This window comes from Advenella mandrilli (genome assembly GCF_016595155.1).
Classification (GTDB): Bacteria; Pseudomonadota; Gammaproteobacteria; order Burkholderiales; family Burkholderiaceae_B; genus Advenella; species Advenella mandrilli.
Window position 1 is genome coordinate 37,624 of record NZ_JAENGP010000005.1, and the last position, 20,103, is coordinate 57,726.

Annotated in this window: 18 protein-coding genes and 1 tRNA gene; 14 read left to right on the plus strand and 5 right to left on the minus strand. The window is 49.2% G+C overall.

Annotated features, from left to right (window positions below):
* Nucleotides 1–54: 54 nt before the first annotated feature.
* On the plus strand, nucleotides 55–1,044 hold the full coding sequence (locus JHL22_RS05880; RefSeq protein WP_200234945.1) for a Bug family tripartite tricarboxylate transporter substrate binding protein: 990 nt from the start codon (nucleotides 55–57) through the stop codon (nucleotides 1,042–1,044).
* Between the two features lie 219 nt (nucleotides 1,045–1,263).
* On the opposite strand, the gene JHL22_RS05885 is transcribed toward JHL22_RS05880, so the two are convergent.
* Nucleotides 1,264–1,494 (minus strand): hypothetical protein, encoded by a 231-nt coding sequence (locus JHL22_RS05885; RefSeq protein ID WP_200234948.1) that lies wholly within the window; start codon nucleotides 1,492–1,494, stop codon nucleotides 1,264–1,266.
* A 234-nt stretch (nucleotides 1,495–1,728) separates the two neighbouring features.
* On the opposite strand from JHL22_RS05885, the gene JHL22_RS05890 reads away from it, so the two are divergent.
* The 4 genes from JHL22_RS05890 (at nucleotide 1,729) to JHL22_RS05905 (ending at nucleotide 8,099) form a co-directional block, all read left to right on the plus strand.
* On the plus strand, nucleotides 1,729–2,526 hold the full coding sequence (locus JHL22_RS05890; protein WP_200234950.1) for a hypothetical protein: 798 nt from the start codon (nucleotides 1,729–1,731) through the stop codon (nucleotides 2,524–2,526).
* A gap of 69 nt (nucleotides 2,527–2,595) precedes the next feature.
* Nucleotides 2,596–3,669: a uroporphyrinogen decarboxylase gene (hemE, locus tag JHL22_RS05895; protein WP_200234952.1), complete on the plus strand. Its 1,074-nt coding sequence runs from the start codon at nucleotides 2,596–2,598 to the stop codon at nucleotides 3,667–3,669.
* Between the two features lie 285 nt (nucleotides 3,670–3,954).
* Nucleotides 3,955–6,021 (plus strand): primosomal protein N', encoded by a 2,067-nt coding sequence (locus JHL22_RS05900; protein WP_234041146.1) that lies wholly within the window; start codon nucleotides 3,955–3,957, stop codon nucleotides 6,019–6,021.
* Nucleotides 6,018–8,099 (plus strand): UvrD-helicase domain-containing protein, encoded by a 2,082-nt coding sequence (locus JHL22_RS05905; RefSeq protein ID WP_200234954.1) that lies wholly within the window; start codon nucleotides 6,018–6,020, stop codon nucleotides 8,097–8,099. The genes JHL22_RS05900 and JHL22_RS05905 overlap by 4 nt, the downstream gene beginning before the upstream one ends.
* A 64-nt stretch (nucleotides 8,100–8,163) precedes the next feature.
* Here JHL22_RS05905 and JHL22_RS05910 read toward each other — a convergent pair whose 3' ends face one another.
* The gene (locus JHL22_RS05910; RefSeq protein ID WP_200234956.1) at nucleotides 8,164–8,700 is read right to left on the minus strand and encodes a c-type cytochrome; all 537 of its coding nucleotides are present in this window, start codon (nucleotides 8,698–8,700) and stop codon (nucleotides 8,164–8,166) included.
* Nucleotides 8,701–9,008: 308 nt separating this feature from the next.
* Here JHL22_RS05910 and JHL22_RS05915 point away from each other — a divergent pair.
* From JHL22_RS05915 to mnmM, 9 genes are all read left to right on the plus strand, one after another.
* Nucleotides 9,009–9,083, plus strand: a tRNA-Arg gene (locus JHL22_RS05915).
* 470 nt (nucleotides 9,084–9,553) lie between these two features.
* Nucleotides 9,554–10,621: a linear amide C-N hydrolase gene (locus JHL22_RS05920; RefSeq protein ID WP_200234958.1), complete on the plus strand. Its 1,068-nt coding sequence runs from the start codon at nucleotides 9,554–9,556 to the stop codon at nucleotides 10,619–10,621.
* Nucleotides 10,622–10,656: 35 nt separating this feature from the next.
* Nucleotides 10,657–11,418 (plus strand): porin family protein, encoded by a 762-nt coding sequence (locus JHL22_RS05925; protein ID WP_200234960.1) that lies wholly within the window; start codon nucleotides 10,657–10,659, stop codon nucleotides 11,416–11,418.
* 67 nt (nucleotides 11,419–11,485) lie between these two features.
* On the plus strand, nucleotides 11,486–12,481 hold the full coding sequence (locus JHL22_RS05930) for a linear amide C-N hydrolase (protein WP_200234962.1): 996 nt from the start codon (nucleotides 11,486–11,488) through the stop codon (nucleotides 12,479–12,481).
* Nucleotides 12,482–12,843: 362 nt separating this feature from the next.
* Nucleotides 12,844–13,872, plus strand: coding sequence for a 2-keto-3-deoxygluconate permease (locus JHL22_RS05935; RefSeq protein ID WP_200234964.1), 1,029 nt, complete (start codon nucleotides 12,844–12,846; stop codon nucleotides 13,870–13,872).
* Nucleotides 13,869–15,086, plus strand: a complete 1,218-nt coding sequence (locus tag JHL22_RS05940) for a four-carbon acid sugar kinase family protein (RefSeq protein WP_200234966.1) — start codon at nucleotides 13,869–13,871, stop codon at nucleotides 15,084–15,086. Before JHL22_RS05935 ends, JHL22_RS05940 begins: the two co-directional genes overlap by 4 nt.
* Nucleotides 15,083–16,123, plus strand: coding sequence for a 4-hydroxythreonine-4-phosphate dehydrogenase PdxA (gene pdxA, locus JHL22_RS05945; RefSeq protein WP_200234968.1), 1,041 nt, complete (start codon nucleotides 15,083–15,085; stop codon nucleotides 16,121–16,123). The genes JHL22_RS05940 and pdxA overlap by 4 nt, the downstream gene beginning before the upstream one ends.
* A 19-nt stretch (nucleotides 16,124–16,142) precedes the next feature.
* Nucleotides 16,143–16,928 carry a GntR family transcriptional regulator gene (locus tag JHL22_RS05950; protein ID WP_200234970.1) on the plus strand — a complete coding sequence of 262 codons (786 nt, stop codon included), beginning with the start codon at nucleotides 16,143–16,145 and terminating at the stop codon, nucleotides 16,926–16,928.
* 34 nt (nucleotides 16,929–16,962) lie between these two features.
* The gene (gene mnmM, locus JHL22_RS05955; RefSeq protein ID WP_200234972.1) at nucleotides 16,963–17,535 is read left to right on the plus strand and encodes a tRNA 5-(aminomethyl)-2-thiouridylate-methyltransferase MnmM; all 573 of its coding nucleotides are present in this window, start codon (nucleotides 16,963–16,965) and stop codon (nucleotides 17,533–17,535) included.
* Nucleotides 17,536–17,537: 2 nt separating this feature from the next.
* Here the strand turns inward: mnmM and JHL22_RS05960 are convergent, their stop codons facing one another.
* The 3 genes from JHL22_RS05960 to gshA all read right to left on the minus strand — a co-directional run bounded on the left by JHL22_RS05960 (nucleotide 17,538) and on the right by gshA (nucleotide 20,090).
* Nucleotides 17,538–17,912 (minus strand): hypothetical protein, encoded by a 375-nt coding sequence (locus tag JHL22_RS05960; protein WP_200234974.1) that lies wholly within the window; start codon nucleotides 17,910–17,912, stop codon nucleotides 17,538–17,540.
* A gap of 82 nt (nucleotides 17,913–17,994) precedes the next feature.
* Nucleotides 17,995–18,432, minus strand: a complete 438-nt coding sequence (locus JHL22_RS05965; RefSeq protein ID WP_200234976.1) for a nucleoside deaminase — start codon at nucleotides 18,430–18,432, stop codon at nucleotides 17,995–17,997.
* Nucleotides 18,433–18,536: 104 nt separating this feature from the next.
* On the minus strand, nucleotides 18,537–20,090 hold the full coding sequence (gshA, locus tag JHL22_RS05970; RefSeq protein ID WP_200234978.1) for a glutamate--cysteine ligase: 1,554 nt from the start codon (nucleotides 20,088–20,090) through the stop codon (nucleotides 18,537–18,539).
* Between the last annotated feature and the right edge of the window lie 13 nt (nucleotides 20,091–20,103).

Below are 20,103 nucleotides of genomic sequence, written 5' to 3' on the forward strand. Positions count from 1 at the left end.
GCTTATTAAGAAAACGTTCAGGCTGTCAAAACATTATATTAAAGGAAATTTCATATGAAAGGGCGTTCCCCGTTTCGCATCGCTGCGCTGGCCATGAGCCTGGGTCTTGGTTTTATGGCCATGACCTCTCCTGCCAAGGCACAAAGCAACTACCCAGATCACGCGGCAAGAATAGTTGTTGGTTTTAGTCCTGGCGGCACCACCGACGTTTTGGCGCGTATTGTTGCCAAAGGCCTGACTGAAGAGCTGGGTGAAACCTTTGTCGTTGAAAACAAAGCCGGTGCCGGCAGTAATATTGCCACCGACCAGGTTGCACGTGCCAAGCCTGATGGTTATACATTGCTAATGATGGCCATTACCACCACCATTAACCAAACACTGTATACCAACATCAAGTTTGATGTTGAGAAGGATTTTGCGCCTGTTGCACTGGTTGCCAAGGTACCTAACGTGCTGGTTGCCAACAAAGACATGCCCTATAACTCGGTGAAAGAGTTGGTCGAGTACGCAACATCCAAACCTGAAGAGGTGGTTTATGGTTCTTCAGGCTCAGGTACGTCCATGCACTTGTCTGGTGAACTTTTCAAGCAGCAGGCTGATGTCCAGATGCTGCATATTCCTTATAAAGGCAGTGGTCCGGCCATGACAGCCCTTTTGGGCGGCCAGGTTCATGTTATGTTCGATAACATGCCTTCTTCGGCTCCTCACATCAATGCCGGCTCATTAAAGCCATTTGCCATTACTTCCGCTAGCCGTTCTCCGGCTTTCCCTGATGTACCTACCCTTCAGGAATTGGGTTACCCCAATTTCACGGTTGACTCCTGGTTCGGCATTGTTGCACCCGCCGGCACACCAAAAGAAATCGTAGATAAACTAAACCTTACCATTGAAAAAGTCCTGTCCAAACCCGAAGTGGTTGAACAGCTAGATGGTTTGGGTGCGGTTGTTGAGAAAAACACACCCGCGCAGTTTGGCGAGTTCATTTCTGCCGAAACCAAAACCTGGGGTGATGTTATCCGCAAGGGCGGCATTAGCGTAGATTAATGCTGTAGTTGGTGGCTTGTTTTGCCTGGTATTCCTGGTGGTTTTTCAGGCAGGCAAATAACAAGCCGGCTATCTTTGCCCAAGGCATAAAAAAAGCTAATAGATTTAAATCTATTAGCTTTTTTTGTTACTTCTCAATCCAGGGTACTTTCCCTTTTGTAGGGATAAGACATGGGAATTTATGTATAAGCAGAGAATGCTTTTTTGTACTGGACTGATTTACCAGCTGAAACCACCTGTGCTGTGATTTTTACGGTCAGCTTGGTCAATGGCTTTTTCTGTGTCTTTGAACATGTCGACAAATACGCCAAAAGCACTGGCAACTGAAGATATAACGGCTTTAAACATTTTTACCAGATTAACAGGACGCTCTTCGCTGATGGCCTGTGAAATAAGTTCGCGCTCAAGGTTGTCGCTAAGGGCGATATTGGAATTCATTGCGGTTTTCATGTGTTATCTCTCTTGAATTGAGTGTATTAAGTAAGTGGTTTCCATTATAGGGTTTTCCCTAGGGCATTGCAAGGGAAATTGAGCCTTTCTTAAATAATCAATTGAAAAATAAGGAATTTTTAAAAAAAGACCGTAAATAATGAGTGTTCGTTGTTGTGGAAAGCAACAATTGTTACTAATTATGATTAATTGTTATTATTCGGATAGTCATGAACTTTAATAAAGGAGTTAACAATGCGTGAATGTCTGGATTGTGGTGTTTTGATCGTGCCTGCTTTTGAAAAAAGAATACGGGCCTTTATCGAAACGGTAAATGTAAATACCCGGAAACTGAACCTGTATCCCGTTAGCCTGACAGAGGACGGGTGTTCTGCGGATGCGTTTTCTGTCCAGGAACAATTTCAAGAGAGTTATCCTGACCCTTCCGTTTTATCAAACCTGTCACAAAGGTTGCAACGATTTGATTTCATTCTGCTTCCTGTTTCCCAGGATTCGCTGGTATGGTCCAGAATGCTGCTGCAGCAGACCCATACATCATTATTGCCGCCGGTGGTGGCGCTAACCAAGGAAATACATCCTGTCGCCATGTATGACCTGGTTTGTCTTGGTGTGGCTGATTTCGCTTTTGAACCAGACAACATCGAAGAATTAAGAGTTCGTCTGCTGATGATTATGCGGCATGCAAATGAAAAGCAATTGCTTGACGGGTTAATGTCGCCGCTATTGCAAGATAAAATCCGTGGGGATACCCATAGAATCATCAATTCGGTGAAATCCGCTTCCAAATCCATAACGCCTGTTTTTGAGGCTGAAACGTGTTGCAAGGAATTAGCCAACCAGGCCAAATCCTATAAAGAAGCCAAATCCGTTGTCGTTGCCCATTTTGAACAGTTTTATATTACAAATGCCCTGTTCAGGTGTGGGGGTAATATTGCCATGGCGGCCAGGGCCTCCGAAAAGCACCGACGGGCATTTTGGGCCTTAATGCAAAAGCATGGTATTAAGGCGGATTCATTCAAAGATATGGTTTAGTTCGCTACTGTCACCCCGCAAGTGCCTGAATCAGTTAAAATTCTTGATTCATTATTAAAAGGGATTGCTGTGGTTGACGCTACATTACAAAACGATACTTTCCTTCGCGCCTTGCAGCGCCAGCCGGTTTCTTACACGCCGGTTTGGCTCATGAGGCAGGCTGGCCGTTATCTGGCCGAGTATAAACAAACCAGAAGTACCGCAGGCTCTTTTTTAGGGCTTGCCAAAAACCCGGATTTTGCGACAGAGGTCACCATTCAACCCCTGGACCGTTTTCCGCTGGATGCGGCTATTTTGTTTTCAGATATCCTGATGATCCCTGATGCAATGGGGCTGGGGCTTGATTTTGTTAACGGTGAGGGCCCGCGTTTTGCCCGCCCTTTACGTACCGAAGATGACATCAACAAACTGGCCGTTCCTGATATGAACGAGTTGCGTTATGTGTTTGATGCGGTTGCTCAAATCAGAAGCTCCCTTAATGGCCGTGTGCCGCTAATCGGGTTTGCAGGCAGCCCCTGGACGGTTGGCTGTTATATGGTAGAGGGCCAAAGCTCTGCCGACTACCGTACCATTAAAACCATGCTGTATACGCAGCCGGCGCTTTTGCACAAAATTCTGGATATTACCGCCCAAACCACTACCCAGTACCTGAACGAACAAATCAAGGCAGGTGCCCAGGCCGTGATGATTTTTGACAGCTGGGGCGGTGCCTTGGCTGATGGCCTGTACCAGCAGTTTTCGCTGGCTTACATGAAGCAGGTTTGCGATGGCTTGTTGCGTGAATACAATGGCCAGAAAATTCCGGTGATTGTCTTTACCAAGGGCGGTGGCTTGTGGCTGGAAGATATTTTAACTTCGGGTTGCGACGCCATTGGGCTTGACTGGACCGTTAACCTTGGCAAGGCTCGTGCCCGTGTTAACGATGCCGTAGCCCTGCAGGGTAACCTGGATCCCATGAGCCTGTTTGGCAGCGAAGCGTCGGTGCGCCAGGAAGTGCGCCGGGTTATTGATGATTTTGGTCCGGTTGGAAAAGGTGGACATGTCTTCAATCTGGGGCATGGCATTTCCCAGTTTACCAATCCGGAAAGGGTGACTGCATTGGTGGATGAAGTGCATTCTTATAGCCGGAAAATGCACGGTTAATTGAAGTTGTGCACAGTTTTAATAAAGGGTAATATTTGCCCTTTATTAAAAAAAATTCAGGAAGTCATCTTAAGTGTTTGATATTAAACGATAAATATTAATTTCTAGTATCATTTATTAGAAATATTCATTTATTGTCATCTTTTTAAAGAGTTATCAATATACTTTTCCCCAAAGTTATCCACAGCTTGTGGCCCTGCCATTCACCACAGATAATCAATGCCTATGGATGGTGGCTTGAAGCCACCCCTAATCGCTTGTCAGGCAATTTTCAGGAAGAAGGATTTGAAACATACGCAATGGATTCGTGTTGCATTGGACGTTCCTTTGGCGGGCCCATTTGATTATCGTGTGCCTGCGTCCCTTAAGGCAGCCAAGGGGCAACGGGTGCTGGTTCCTTTTGGCCGGCGGGAACTGGTTGGCATTGTGCTGGAAACCATGGAAAGCCCTTCTTACCCCGAAGATCAGGTTAAAGATATCCTGATGGTTTTTGATGATTTACCTGCCTTGCCGCAGGATTGGCTGGATTTTGGTCAGTTTGCCGCTTCGTATTATCATCGTCCGGTGGGAGAGGTCCTGTTGCCAGCCATGCCTTCGACACTTAGAAAACCGGGATCTTATACTGGCAAGTTGTCCAAGGGAGGGCCGGTTGCCCGGCTTGACCGCAGAAAAAAAACAGGCAAGACACCCGAGCCACCCGAAGATAAAATGTATGTGCTTAATCCTGAGCAGCAGGATGCCGTGGATGCCGTACAGGCCATTGAGGGGTTTAAAACCGTCCTGTTGCACGGCGTGACTGGTAGCGGTAAAACCGAAGTCTATTTGCATCTGGCGCTGGATGTCCTGACCAAAGGCAAACAGGTGCTTTTTCTGGTGCCCGAAATTAACCTTACACCGCAATTTGAGCAGGCTTTGCTGGCCCGCTTCCAGCAGGTGGTTGGCCTGGATGGTATTGCGGTCTTGCATAGCGGTCTGGCAGATGGCGAACGCCTGAAAGCCTGGGTGGCCATACAGCGCGGCCAGGCCAGGGTTGTGCTGGGAACCCGGATGGCTATTTTTGCTCCTTTACAAGAGTCCGGCCTGATTATTGTTGATGAAGAGCATGACGCCTCTTATAAGCAACAAGAGGGTTTGCGATATTCGGCACGGGATTTGGCCATCTGGCGCGCACATCAGCTGAGCATTCCCGTGGTGCTGGGGTCAGCCACGCCGTCACTGGAAAGCTGGCATCATGCCAATGTTGGCCGGTATCTCAAGCTAAGCCTGACAAAACGCGCCAAAACCACCTATATGCCTGCCATCAAGCTGGTTGACACCAAGCAGCTCAAGCTTGAGCAGGGGTTTGCACCGGTAGTCTTGCAGTCTATCCGTGAACGGTTTGAGCGGGGTGAGCAATCCCTGGTGTTCCTTAACCGGCGTGGTTATGCGCCTGTCATTCATTGTGCTTCATGCAGCTGGATGAGTCAGTGTCCGCGCTGTTCGGTTTATACGGTCATGCATCGCATGCCCGGGCATGGTAATGTCCTGCAATGTCATCATTGCGGTTATTACGGCAGGGTGCCAGTCAAATGTCCCGATTGCGGTAACCAGGACCTGGAAATGCTGGGCAGGGGAACCCAGCGGGTTGAAGAATTTCTGCGGGACGTTTTTCCCGACGCTTGTGTAGAGCGGATTGATGCGGACAGCACTCGCCTGAAGGGTAGTGCCCGCCAATTGTTTGACCGGGTGCATTCGGGCGAAATTGATATATTGGTTGGCACGCAGATGGTGGCCAAGGGGCATGATTTTCGCAAGCTTGGCCTGGTGTGTGTGCTGAATGCCGATGCCATGCTGTTTTCTTCCGATTTCAGGGCACCCGAAAAACTTTTTGCCCAGCTTGTCCAGGTGTCAGGCAGGGCGGGCAGGCATGTGGCGGGCGGCGAAGTACTGATTCAAACTGCGTATCCCGAACAGGCGGTTTACCAGGCGCTGATACGGCATAATTATGATACCTTTGCCAATGCCAGCCTGGAAGAGCGTAAAATTACCAGCTTGCCTCCTTTTTCCCACCATGTCCTAATAACTGCCCAGGCCAAAACCGTGAATGAAGCCATGCAGTTTTTGCAAGAAACCAAGCAACAGTTAATCACCGAGCCGCAACTGGCCGGTTTTCAGGCCGTTATTAATATGTATGACCCTGTTCCCTTAAGGATTGTCCGGGTGGCGCATGTAGAACGGGCCCAGCTGTTGATCGAATCGGCTTCGCGACCTGTTTTGCAGGCCTTTCTTGGGTATTGGTTGCCGCTGGTGCAGGATATTGGCAGACGTCACCGTATTCGTTACTTTACCGAAGTGGATCCCCTTGAAATATGAGCACAACTAATCTTGATGGTCTGAATGATGCCCAACGTGAAGCGGTCCTGTACCTGGACGGACCTTGCCTGGTATTGGCCGGTGCGGGAAGTGGCAAGACAAGTGTGATTACCCGGAAAATTGCCTACCTGATCAATACGTGCGGCTATGAGGCCAAAGGGGTTGTGGCGCTTACGTTTACCAATAAGGCGGCCAGGGAAATGGCAGAGCGGATTAAAACGCTGATTGACCGTAAACTCATGAAAGGGTTGATTATCAGTACCTTTCATTCGCTGGGTGTCAGGTTCTTGCGGGAAGAAGCGGCACACGCCGGCCTGAAACCGCAGTTTTCCATTCTGGACGCCAATGATACCTATGGGATTGTGCAGGAAATGCTGGCAACCACCGACAAGGGGCGGATTCGTATGGTGCAGCAAAAAATCTCGCTCTGGAAAAATGACCTGGTCAGCCCGGATATGGCCGAAAGACTCGCACAAACCCCTGACGAGGTGGATGCCGCCCTGGTGTATCGCAGTTATGATGCCACCCTTAAGGCATACCAGTCGGTGGATTTTGATGATCTGGTTCGCCTGCCGGCCCAGTTGATGATGCAAAATGCCGAAGTGCGTGAGCGTTGGCAAAAACGGGTGAAATACCTGCTGGTTGATGAATACCAGGATACCAATGTTTGCCAGTATGAGTGGGTGAAGCAATTAACCGGTTTCAGGAATATGTTTACCGCTGTGGGGGATGACGACCAGGCCATTTATGCCTGGCGTGGTGCCACCATCGAGAACCTGGCCAAACTGACTAAAGATTATAAAAGCCTGAAATTAATCAAGCTGGAGCAAAACTATCGCTCGGTGGAAACCGTGCTTAATGCGGCTAACCAGGTTATTTCAAAAAATCCCAACCTGTTTGGCAAGAAACTCTGGTCAAACCTGGGCAGGGGTGAACCTATTCAGGTTATTTCCATGGATAACGAAGAGGCCGAAGCTGAGTCGGTGGGCATGCGCATATCGGCCTCCCGTTTTGAGCGTAATGCCCAGTGGAAAGATTACGCGGTCCTTTACCGGGGTAATCATCAGGCCCGTATTATCGAACAGACGTTCAGGCAATTGCGTATTCCTTATACCATTTCAGGTGGGCAAAGTTTTTTTGACAAAGCCGAAGTGCGGGATGTCTTGTCTTATTTAAGGCTGATCGCCAATGAAGAAGATGATCCGGCCTTTATTCGGGCGGTTACTACACCAAGGCGAGGGGTTGGCCAGGCCACCCTGACGGCATTAGGTGAACATGCGGTTGAAAAAAAATGCTCGCTTTTTGATGCGGTTTTTGAAGAAGGACTGGAAGATAAAATTGCCAATCGGCAGCTTGAACCCATGCGGGTGTTTGCCAAATTCATCCAGACTATTCAATGGCGTGCCAGCAAGGGCAAGGCTGATCCGGTCCAGGCTGTGCAGCCGGCACCGGCCGATGTGTTGCTGGATGATATTCTTAAATACATGAATTACGAGCATTACCTGTATGAAACCCAGGAAGAGCGGACGGCGGAAAATCGCTGGTTGAATGTGCTGGAGCTGGTGGACTGGCTTAAGCGCAAGGCACAGGAAGATGGCCTTAACCTGATGCAGCTGGTGCAGCATATCGCTCTTATTACCATGCTTGAACGTAGTGAAGAGGATGAGGAGCCGGATGCTGTCAAGTTGACGACTATCCATGCCTCCAAGGGGCTGGAGTATCCTTATGTGCACATGGTGGGTGTAGAAGAAGGCTTGTTGCCCCATATGGGCAAGGATGATGAATACGGCGATGCCAATAAAGATGCCGAGGCGCTGGATGTGCGTATCCAGGAAGAGCGCAGGTTAATGTATGTTGGCATTACGCGGGCACAGTTCCACCTGACTTTAACCTGGTGTAAAAAACGTCGTCGGGCACGTGAAGATCTGATTCGTGAACCTTCCCGTTTTATTGGTGAAATGGGGCTGGACAGTGGCAAGCAGCAACTGCAAGATCCATACCAGGGTATGAGTCCCAAGGAAAGGCTGGTGAAATTAAAAGAAATGCTGCAGAAAAAAACGGGCACTACAGAAGCGTAAATGAATAAAAAAGCCTTCGGCATATATGGCCGAAGGCTTTTTAGTTGTTGCGTAGCGCGTTATATTATTGCGCTGCAGGTGCTTCGGGTTCGGTTAAAGAACCGCCGGATTTGTTCACCATGTATACAACAGCACGTTCTACTTCAAGATCATCCAGGCTGGTATCGCCACCTTTGGCAGGCATGGCGTTAAAGCCTTCCAGTGAGTGCTTGAAAAGGGTGTCTTGACCTGCTGCTATACGTGGAGCCCATGCCGCAGTGTCACCAATTTTGGGCGCGCCGGCTATACCGGCATCATGACAGGCCATGCAAAGCTTGTTGTACAGGGCTTCGCCGGTCAGCAATTGTTTGGGGCCGGTGTCTTCGACTTCTTCTACAATGGTAACGTTGTACAAAGCGACCGGAGCGATGCGGGCGGCAATGGCCTCATGAGACATGGCATCTGAACCATGCCCCGTTCTTGGTGTTGTGTCTACCAGTTTTACCAGCAGAATGATGGCGATGACAGGCACCAGAAATGACAATACCACGACAGCAATGAGTTGCTTGGGTGATTTGATGGGGCTTTGGTGTTCTTCGTTGTGTACGGTTTGTTCGCTCATGGATAAAATCCTACGGTTTTTTGTTTGCGCAAAGATGAGTGGGTTGTTAAAGCCGGTAATTTAGTATTGTGAGTATGCATTATACTTACTAAAGATACACGGGTGATTAGATTATAGTGATGAATTATAGCGACACTACCTGAATTTTGTATGAATTCCAACCGCATTCTCCCTTAAAATGCTGTTTTAACGTGTCTTATATGACAAAGCAACGGCATGTTTTATGATTTGGCTTATCTTTTAAATAGAAAACTTATTAAATAGTAGCGGCGATTAATATTAATAAGGTACAATTGCTGGTTATGTCAGTCTCCGTAGTTCAATGGATAGAATGAGAGTTTCCGAAGCTCTTGATACAGGTTCGATTCCTGTCGGAGACGCCAAAAAATACCTATACTGCTTGATGGCAGTACTGAAGAGAAGGCCCTTACTTTCCTATGAAAGCCGGGGCTTTTTTTATCATTAATTTGCCACAAAACCCCTGCCTTTTGCGACAGCTTCTTTAGGGAGGGGAAGAAGTCAAGTTGTTGAATAAAATTTAGTCATAAAATACCCCTGTATTTTTAACGTCCAAAAGTTAGATCGGTTGTAAGGTCACATTGACAGATATTAAGAATTACAGTAAAAGATTGCTACAATTTAAGCGCGTAAAAACTCTCCATACCAACAGATTTACCTTGTCAAGAAAACGGAAACCGGCGATGGGTATGAGTCTTGCGCAGGATAAACATCTGTTCTTAATCTCAGCCTTGTTCAGTGATGCAAACCACGAGGCCAGAGTATGTTTTATTCTGAACAGAACGCCCTGGTTTCATAAAACAGTTACTCCCTCTATATTTAAAGGATAGTTAGCATGTCTTTATTCACCAACGCTTTACGAAAAACCGCCGCAACAGCGCTTGTAGCAACCATGCTTGTGGGCACCACAGCATTGGCTTGCACCCGATTAGTCTATCATGGCGTTGATGATCAAGTCCTTACCGCTCGCTCAATGGACTGGAGCGTTGATGTGGAAACCAATCTGTGGGTTTTCCCCCGGGGCATGGAAAGAAATGGCCAGGCCGGAGAGAACTCCCTTCGCTGGACCTCAAAATATGGCAGCGTGATTTCATCGGGTTATGACATTTCAACCACAGACGGCATGAATGAAGCCGGACTGGTTGCCAACCTGCTGTGGCTGGTTGAGTCCAGTTACCCTGAGTTTAAGGAAGGCTCTGCACCGGGTCTGAGTATTGCTGCCTGGGGACAATATATTCTGGATAACTTTGCAACGGTTCAAGAGGCGGTTGACGCACTGCGCAAGCAGCCTTACACAGTCGTCTCAAGCGACGTACCGGGGCAAAACAGGTTGGCCACGCTACATTTGGCCATATCTGATGCCAGTGGTGATAGTGCCATTGTGGAATATATTGATGGCAAGGCGGTGATTCATCACAGTCGTGAATATCAGGTTCTGACCAATTCACCAACGTTTGAGCGCCAGCTTGCATTGCATTCGTATTGGACCGAGATTGGTGGTACTGTCATGCTGCCGGGTACCAACCGTGCCGCTGACCGTTTTACGCGCGCCGCTTTCTATGTTAATGCCATTCCTCGTGAAGAAGACGCGCGCAAGACCATTGCCAGCGTGTTCAGCGTTATCCGCAACGTGTCTGTGCCCTTTGGCATCAGTACCCCTGATCAGCCTAATATTTCATCAACCCGCTGGCGTACCGTGGCTGACCAGAAGCGCATGCTGTACTTTTTTGAGAGCGCATTGACGCCCAACGTTTTCTGGGTTGAACTCAACAATATTGATTTTTCTGAAAAAACAGGCAAAGTCCAAAAACTGGACCTTGGTCCCAATCAGGCCAATATTTTCTCAGGTGTGGTCAATGATAAATTCGAGGAATCCAAACCCTTCGAATTCTTGGGCCTTTAAGCGGCACCATCAAATATATTCAAAAGGATGCAGGAATGGTTCAGTCCTATCTAAGGCGCTCACGACCAACGCTTCAGGCGGGCATTTCTGTCCTGGCCTGTTGCCTGGTTTCATCAGTGGCTTTCGCACAGAATACCGGTTGGCAAGGGCAAATTACCCCTTATGTCTGGGCAACGGGTATGGGGGGCGATATCAGGCCTTTTACAGGAGCCCCCACCATTTCCTATGAGAGATCTTTTTCCGAGACATTGAAAGATCTGGATGCCGCTTTTTTTGTTAATGCTTTTGCCAGAAAAGAACGCTTCGTTGTGGCCGGAGACTTGTTATATGCAAGTCTTTCCAGAAAAGGGCAGATTTATCCTGGTATTTCAGCAAGGGGTAAGTTACGTCTGGGTGCCCTTACGCTAACCGGTGGATACCGCGCAATTGATGATTCATGGGTAACACTGGATGTGATGGCAGGTGCGCGGGTCTGGCGTGCCCGTGGCGCTGTTAGTGTCCCAGTTATCGGTGAACAGAAGTCCAGCATACAAACTTTTGTTGATCCGGTTGTGGCATTGCGCGCCAATGTCAAGTTGGACCCAAGTTGGTCTGTACTGGCGTATGGTGATATTGGCGGTTTTGGTGCGGGTTCCGAGAAAACAAAACAATTCGCCTTAAGTGTTAATTATCAAGTCAATGAAAATATCTATGTATCAACCGGGTATCGTTACCTTGACCTGGATTACAGGCATAAGGGAACGCGGCTTGATACAAAATTAACGGGGCCGTTTCTGGGACTGACCTGGAAATTCTGAGGCAGATCTACGCGCAAGCCAGCTTTTGCTGGTCTCTTCATTACTTTTAAATGGGATAACAATAGCTATGGCATGTACACGAGTGGTTTATTTAGGCGAAGAGCAGCAGATTATTACCGCTCGCTCAATGGACTGGAAAATGGATGTGGGCACCAATCTGTGGGCATTGCCCCGTGGGGTGAAACGCGAAGGGCAGGCAGGCGCAAACTCTCTTGCCTGGGAGTCCAAGTATGGCAGTCTGGTTGCCACGGGTTATGATATTGCCACCACTGACGGCCTTAATGAAAAAGGCCTGGCTGTTAACCTGTTATGGTTGGTCGAATCAGAATACCCAACATTTACCCCTGACAGCAAACCTGGATTGAACATTTCTCTGTGGGCGCAATACATGCTGGATAGTTTCGCCACAGTCGATGAAGCGGTCAAGGCACTGGAAAAAGAACCCTTTACCCTGGTGTCCGATCAGGTTCCGGGGCAGGGTCGCCTGGCAACGTTGCATCTTTCATTATCGGATGCCTCCGGCGATAGCGCCATTGTTGAATATATTGGTGGCAAGCAGGTGATTCACCATGACCGGAAATACCAGGTCATGACCAACTCGCCCGTATTTAGTGATCAGTTGGCGCTTAACGCTTACTGGAAACAAATTGGCGGCACCGTGATGTTACCGGGTACTAACCGGGCGGCGGACCGTTTCGTGCGCGCTTCGTTTTATGTGGATGCCATCCCGCAAAAAGCCCCTATTGCCGACTCCTTGGCCAGTATGTTTGGGGTCATTCGCAATGTCTCGGTTCCTTATGGCATTGCTTCTGAAACAGAACCGAATATATCGTCAACACGCTGGCGAACCGTGGTTGATCACAAGCATTTGAATTATTTCTTTGAATCGGCTTTCAGTCCCAACACTTTCTGGGTAGACCTGAAAAAAATCGATTTTGGCCTGGATCCATCCAAAGCCCTGAAGCTGGATTTGGGGCACATGGCAAGCAAGGTGTATGCAGGCGAAGTTTCGTCCTCTTTTGAGCAAACCCAGCCATTTGCCTTTTTATCGGCGGGATCCTGATGTTGATGATGGGCTGAAAGGCCCTCTACGCTAACCACTGTGAGCCCCAAAAAGCTGGACACGCTGCCTGCTTTTTGGGGTTTTTTAATATTGGCCAATGGCGCGGTAAACCACGCCGTCTGGTTGCTTCCAGATAGGCTTTGCCTTTGGTTTAGCAAATTAAATTTTTGGTTGACAATTTTATGACAACGTACAATAATGCACCTGTACGTACAGGTTGTACGTACAGGTTGTACGTACAGGTTGTACGTACAGGATTTGGGGTTCGGCAAATCGTGGGTGGTCAGTCATGAGCGCTCGGACTTCATCGGTATTCAACAAGTTAATTCATATATTTAAACCAAGTAAGGCTGGGTCGGAAAATGACACAAGAGCGTTCCATATTTCCTATGTTCAAGACAATGCTTAAAATCCCTGGGGGATTGATGCTTGTCCCATTGATTCTGGGTTCCATTATTGGCACCTTTGCACCCGAGGCGTTGGGTATTGGCAGTTTTACAACCGCCTTGTTTAAAAACAGTGCAATGCCATTTATTGCCTTGCTGATTTTTGCCACGGGCACACAGGTCAATATGCGCACCGGTGGCCCTATACTGGCAACCGCAGGCACGATTCTTTTTTGTAAAACCATTATTCCGGCCAGCCTGATTGTATTGCTGGGTTCTTTTGTCGGTCTTGATGGTCTTTGGGGTGTTTCCATCCTGGCCATGCTGGCCGCCTTTGACAACAGCAATGGTGGCCTGTGGCTGGCTTATACCGGGCAGTATGGCGATAATCGTGATCGCGGCGCTTATGTGGCCAGTGCTGTCAATGATGGCCCGTTCTTCAGCCTGTTGTTCCTGGGGGCATCCGGTCTGGCTGATATTCCCGTGATGGCGCTGGTTGCCGCACTGGTGCCTTTCATTCTGGGTGTGATCGTGGGTAACCTTGATGTGCAATGGCGTAAAACGTTGGAACCCGTACCTAATATCGTGATCCCGTTTTTTGCCTTTTCTTTGGGAACCGGCATTAACCTGAGTGCGATTATCAGTGGTGGCATGACTGGTATTGTCCTGGGTTTCCTGATTAGTCCCATTACCGGATTCCTGGTTTATTTGGGCTATAAATATATTCTAAAAAGAGGCGGCAAAAGCGGTATTGGTTTTGCGGCGGGTACTACGGCAGGAAATGCCATTGCAACGCCGGCCATTGTGGCTGCGGTTGATCCACGTTTTCTGGTCTATGTGGAAACAGCCACCGCCCAGGTTGCCGCCTGTGTGTTGATCAGTTCAGTTATGGCGCCTGTGCTGGCTTCCTGGTTCCTGAAAAGGTCTGGTGAATTGAAGCCGGTAGAGGATGCTTCCCTTATTGCTGATGAGCACCTGGCAGCAGAAGGTGCGGTTAAATTATGAAACCGGAAATAGCGATTATTGCCGACGATCTGACCGGGGCGGGTGACTCCGCCGTACAGTTTGTGCGTTGCGGTTGGGAAACCCAGTTGTATGTGGGAGGATCCAAAGAGGCATTTTCCCAGACTGGCATTCAGGCCGACGTCGTGTCCATTAACAGTAATAGTCGGGCATTGTCGGCGAAGGCAGCTGCCAATGCGGTTGCCAGCGAAATCAGGACGCTCAAGGAACATGGTGTCCGCCATTTATTCAAAAAAGTGGATTCCACCTTGCGTGGCCCATTTGCGGCAGAAATCGATGCCGCAAGACAATACTGGCATAAGAATGCGGTAGCGGTGGTTTGTCCTGCTTTCCCGGCAACGGGCCGAACGGTTGAAGCGGGTGTGTTGCTGGTAAACGGGGTTCCTGTGACAGAAACGTCGGCGGGTAGCGACCCGGTTACGCCCGTCACGCAAAGTCATATTCCCAGCTTGCTTAATTGTGCCTTGCTCAGCCCGCAGGAAAACGAGTCTGCAGAAACACTGGCTGAAAAAATCCGGCAGGCTGGTCATACGGTTGTGGTAGATGCTTCTACCAATCAGGATCTGAAACGCTTGGCCAGGGCTATTGTGATTTTGGGTGAGCAGGCCTTACCCGTGGGGGCTGGTGGGCTGGCCATGGCAATGGCGGCCGCCTGGGCCCAACGTATGGATAATGAAGGGATAGTGCTGGCCGTGGTGACCTCGCAGCATAGCGCAACCCGCAGGCAAGTGCGGGTATTGCAGGAAAGCGGGGCCCTGGTTATGTCGCCTTCACTTCAGGCTTTAAGTAATCAGGCTGTTTTTAACGAATGGAAAAACCAGGCGCTGGAAAGTTGCCGGCAAGCGTTGCTGGCCGGTCAACATGTGGTGGCGCTTCTCGCCCCTGAAGGTCAGCAGCCTGGTTTATCGCCGGAAGTGGTGGCATGGCAACTGGCGCAGTTTGCCCTTGATATTGTCAAGACTATGAATGTCAGGGGCATTATTGGTACCGGTGGTGACGGGGCAGAGCAAGTGATGAAATCATTGCAGGCAACCGGTATTCGTCTGATTGATGAAGTCTCTGGCGGTGTGCCGTTGGGTACCCTGATTGGTGGCGATTATGCCGGTATGCCTATTGTGACTAAAGCTGGTGGCTTTGGGTCGGAAGATATATTGATTCAGGCAGCAGAAAACCTGATGGAGAGGAAATTTAAATGAGTGAAAAAAGATTGCCCGTATTGGCCGTAACCGTTGGTGATGTTGCCGGGATTGGTCCTGAAATTACGGCAAAGATGTTACTTAATCATCCCGAGCTTAGACAGAAAGCAAAGTTTGTCGTGATTGGTGATGTGGCCGCTTTGCGTAAAGCCGTGGCGGGGCTGAATCAGGATGCCGGCAAGGTGCGTGAAATACAGTCTCCTGCCCAGGCCAGCAATGAGGTCGGTACCATTGATGTGATTCAGGTAGGCCCGTCACTGGAAGATGTAGAGCTGGGCAAGCTGGATGCCCGCGCCGGTGCCGGTTCGGCCCTGTTTGTGATGAAGGCTTGCGAGTTGGCCCGTAATGGAGAGGTTGATGGTATTGTGACCGCGCCCCTGAATAAGGCTGCCATGCATTTGGGGGGATATAAATGGCCAGGCCATACCGAATTGTTGGCTCATGAGTTTGGGGTGAAAAATTATTCACTGGTGTTGTCTGCCGGCGATTTGTATGTGTTCCATGCAACCACTCACGTATCCCTGCGTCAGGCCATTGAAGACACCAATCCCAAGCGCATGGATGACATCCTTGAGCTGGTTCATGCTTTTTCCAAGGCACTGGGCCGCCAGGATGAACCTATTGCCGTGGCCGGCTTGAATCCACATGCCGGAGAAAACAATATTTTCGGTACCGAGGATAGCGCCATCCTGACGCCAGCCATTGAAAAGGCACGGGCGGCAGGCATTAACGCGGTGGGGCCGATTCCTGCCGATGCACTTTGGCCCCAGGCCGTACGTGGCAAGTGGAAATTCCTGGTGGCCTGTTATCATGACCAGGGTCATGCTCCCTTCAAGGCGGTTTATGGTGATGACGGCGTGAATATTACGGTGGGCCTGCCGGTGGTTCGTGTATCGGTTGATCACGGTACGGCATTTGATATTGCCGGTAAAAATATTGCCCGCGAAGAAAGTCTGATACTGGCCGCAGAACGTGCTGCCAGCCTTTCCCTGGGCTGGTCAACCGTTTGGGAAGCCGCCTCCCGCACCGAGGCTTAAATTAATTACCGGAGGAATCGTGCTTTATCTGGAAAAAATTTCAGAAGAGAAAAAAGGCAAAAATGCATTGTACAAGCAGGTGGCGCAAAGCCTGAAACAGGCCATTGCCAATAACCGCTTGCCACCGGGCAGCGCGATTCCCAGCGAGAATGCCTTAAGCGCGCATTTTAATGTTGCTCGCAGTGTTGTGCGCCAGGCATTGGCAATTCTGGTTGAAGACGGTTTTATCCTTAAACAGGCGGGCCGTACGTCGGTGGTTGCGCCCCGCGTCAAGCACCGACGTAATTTGCAAAACTCCCTCAGTCTTCATTCTCAGCTTGAAGACAAGGGAGTGACGCTCAGAACCGAAGTGTTGCGTTTGGAAAAAGGCCAGTTTCCTGATGAGGTAGCCAGCTTTTATAATGCGCCTGAAGGGGTGCTGCTTGAGCGGCTTCGTTATATTAATGAAGAGCCCATTTCCTATGTGCAAACCTGGTTGCCCATTGAATTCAGTGCCTTGACAGCGGCAGACCTTACCAATGACTCTTTGCACCAACAGCTGAAAAAACAGTTTAACCGTAAACCTGAGCAGGGTAGAAACCAGATTCAGATTGTTGCGGCAGACAAAACACTGGCCGCTTATCTGCAGGTTAAAAACAGTAATCCCTTATTGCAATTGCAGGCCAGTTACTACGATCAGCATGGCTTGCCCATGGAATGGTTTACAGCCTGGCACCGGGAAGATAAAGTGGTGTTTGATATTGCCGTTGATGCTTCTTTGGAAAACAAGATTCAGGTGAAAAATTTTCAGCGCGTGCTAAAGTAACCGTTTTTCAATCATTATTATTCTTCCTTTTGCTATGACTCAGTTAGTGCCCGTCCTTTCCTTTGCCCATCAATTGTTAAGACAGGCAGTCCAGCCTGGTGATGTAGCGGTTGATGCCACCATGGGCAACGGGCATGATACGCTGGTACTGGCGCAATGTGTGGGGGAAAATGGCAAGGTTTATGCGTTTGATGTGCAGGAACAGGCCTTGCAAAAAACACGGCGTCGCCTGCAGGCAGCCGGTCTTGACGATCAGGTTGAATTAATTTGTCAAGGCCATCAGTATATGAACGAACACGTGCGACAGGCCTTGTCGGCGGTTATTTTTAATCTGGGTTATTTACCGGGCGGCAATAAGGCGCTTACCACCCAACGGGATACCACGCTGGCCGCCATTACCCAGGGCTTGGGCTTACTAAAACCGCATGGTTTGTTATTGCTGGTTATTTATCCGGGCCACGAAGCGGGCCGAATAGAGCAGGAGGCTATTGAAGCGCTGCTAAGCGGGCTGGATCAGCAATATTTCCGGGTATTGCGTTACCAGCTCACTAACCAGGGTAGCAGCCCGCCTTATTTGCTAGCGATAGAAAAGCAATTTTTGGTTTAAGTTTAAAGGTGAATCAGGGTTTCCTGGGCAGATTGCGTGAGTTGTTCCTTGAAAGCAGTCCTGGCCTTGATTAAATAATCATCATTGAAACGGGCAATTTTTTTATTGCTGCGCCCGTCTTTGATCTGGCTGATGATGTAGCCGCCTTTGGTGCAATGTCGCAGAATCAGCAAGTCATATTGCAGGGCGCTATTGGGATTGTAATGCTTGAAGATTTGGGGTAAACCTTTTTTCAGGCCTTTATCACTAAGCCAGCCAGAACGGGAATAAAACTCGGGGTTTTCTTCTTTCTGACAAGGTAGCGCCAGGTTTATATAGAAAGGATTGTCTTTATGAACGCGGTCATCAAAGTTTCTGTACAAATAGGCAGTTTCCATGGGACACCCATATAAATCAAAATGTTATGTGGGTATTATCCATTGTTTATGTTAAGAAATAGTGACAGCTCCTGAATTGAAACTACTCGCCAATATCCTCGTTCCAGAGCTCCGGCTTGCTGGCAATGAAATGGCGCATCAGTTCAATGCAGGTTTCATCTTGCAAAACCTGCAACTCCACACCCTGGCTGCGTAACAGTGCCTCACCCCCCATAAAGGTCTGGTTCTCACCAATGATGACCTTGGGAATGCCATAAAGCAGAATGGCGCCGGTACACATGGAGCAGGGTGACAGCGTTGTGTAAATTACCGATTCCCGGTAGATGCGGGCGGGTTGCCTGCCTGCATTTTCCAGGGCATCCATTTCGCCATGAAGAATGGCACTGCCTTGCTGGACGCGCCGATTGTGTCCGCGACCAATAATACGCCCCTGGTGCACCAGTACCGAACCGATGGGAATGCCGCCTTCCTGCAATCCAAGACGGGCTTCTTCAATGGCTGCCTGCATGAATTCGTCCATATCTGTCTCCTGTTGGCTTTCATTATTTATGATGCCAGTTTACCGGAAAAATTCCGATATTGAATAAACCCGGCAACCGTTTGCGTGCCGCCGGGCAAACCCGTTCAGTCTGGCCGTCTCAGGGAATCATTGTAATGCGCTACATATTCCTCAAATGACTCAGTATCGGAGGCTTCAATTTCTTTCTGTTCAAGGATGGACTCCTGGACCATGCTCTTCAGCTTTTGATCGGCTTCCACCGATAACTCACCAAAGCGCAGCGTATCCGCGTATTCCTGGCTCTTTTGCAGAGTATAGTCTTGCAGGCTTAAGCCACTGTTCCTGAGTTCCTGAAGCAGGCGGGCCGAGGGAGTCAAGTCCGGATTGTCCAGCTTCTGCTGTTGCAGTTCAACAGCGGCACTGTATTGCGTTGTGCCGTAAGCAATATCCAGTTCTTTGGCATAAGCGTGAACCTGATCCAGAATTTCATGTCCCCAGTCTGGCACTGAAATACTGATGCCTTCTTTATTGAGTGTTAAACCAGGATCGCGACCCTGCTTGACGACCTGGGCAAAATTTTTCTGGCTTCGTGCACAGTGGCCGTCGTTAGGGAATAAAGGGCTATCACTGACAGCGCAGAAAAGCAGGAAAGCATCCATGAAATGGCTGGTGGATGCCGAAATGCCGATCGGTTCGAAAGGGTCGATATCAAGACAGCGGATTTCAACATACTGTACGCCGCGATTCATTAAGGCGGTAACCGGACGCTCTGTGCGGGAGGTCGTGCGTTTGGGGCGGATACTGGAGTAGAACTCATTTTCTATTTGCAGCACATTGGTGTTCAGCTGGATCCACTCTCCATCACGGTGAGTGCCAATGGCCTCATATTCTGGCCAAGGCTGGGTAACCGCGTTATACATTTTGCGTATAAAGGAGTCCAGATCGTTATAACATAGTGTCAATGCGGATTGTGCGTCGTTCTGATAACCCAGGTCGCTCATGCGCAGGCTGGTGGCGTAGGGCAAATAGAAAGTATCATGATCAAAGGTTTGCAATTCGTGTGGCATGTCTGCCAGGAACGACTTTGAAACGGCTGGCGAAGCGCCAAACAGATACATCAGAATCCAGGAATAACGGGTAAAATTGCGGATTAAGGCAAGATAGCCATCGGATTGCTGTTCCTGGCGGGTGTCACCCTTGAAGTCCAGTAAAGACCACAATTCGGAAGGCATTGAAAAGTTGTAATGCAGGCCGGCAATACATTGCATTTTCTTGCCGTAGCGTTCGGCCAGCCCCCTGCGGTATACGTGCTTGAGCATGCCGGTATTGGAGGTGCCATACGTTGCAATCGGGATATCTTTTTCGGGTGGCAAAATGGCAGGCATGGATTGCATCCAGAGGCTTTCATTGCGGTTTTGCTGCATGACAAACTGGTGAATTTCGGTGAGTTCCTGTAACAGGGATTCGACCGTTGTATGTGTGCCCGTGATCAGTTCCAGTAAAGCCTCGGAGTAATCGGTTGTAATATGAGGGTGCGTAAGTGCCGAGCCCAAGGCAAGCGGATGGGGCAGGTTGGACAGATGGCCATCCCGGTCTATACGTAAACCTTCCCGCTCAATGCCACGCATGGTTCGGGTTAATATGTCACGATGTTGTTGTAATTGAGTGATTCGCTGCACAAAAAATCCTGAA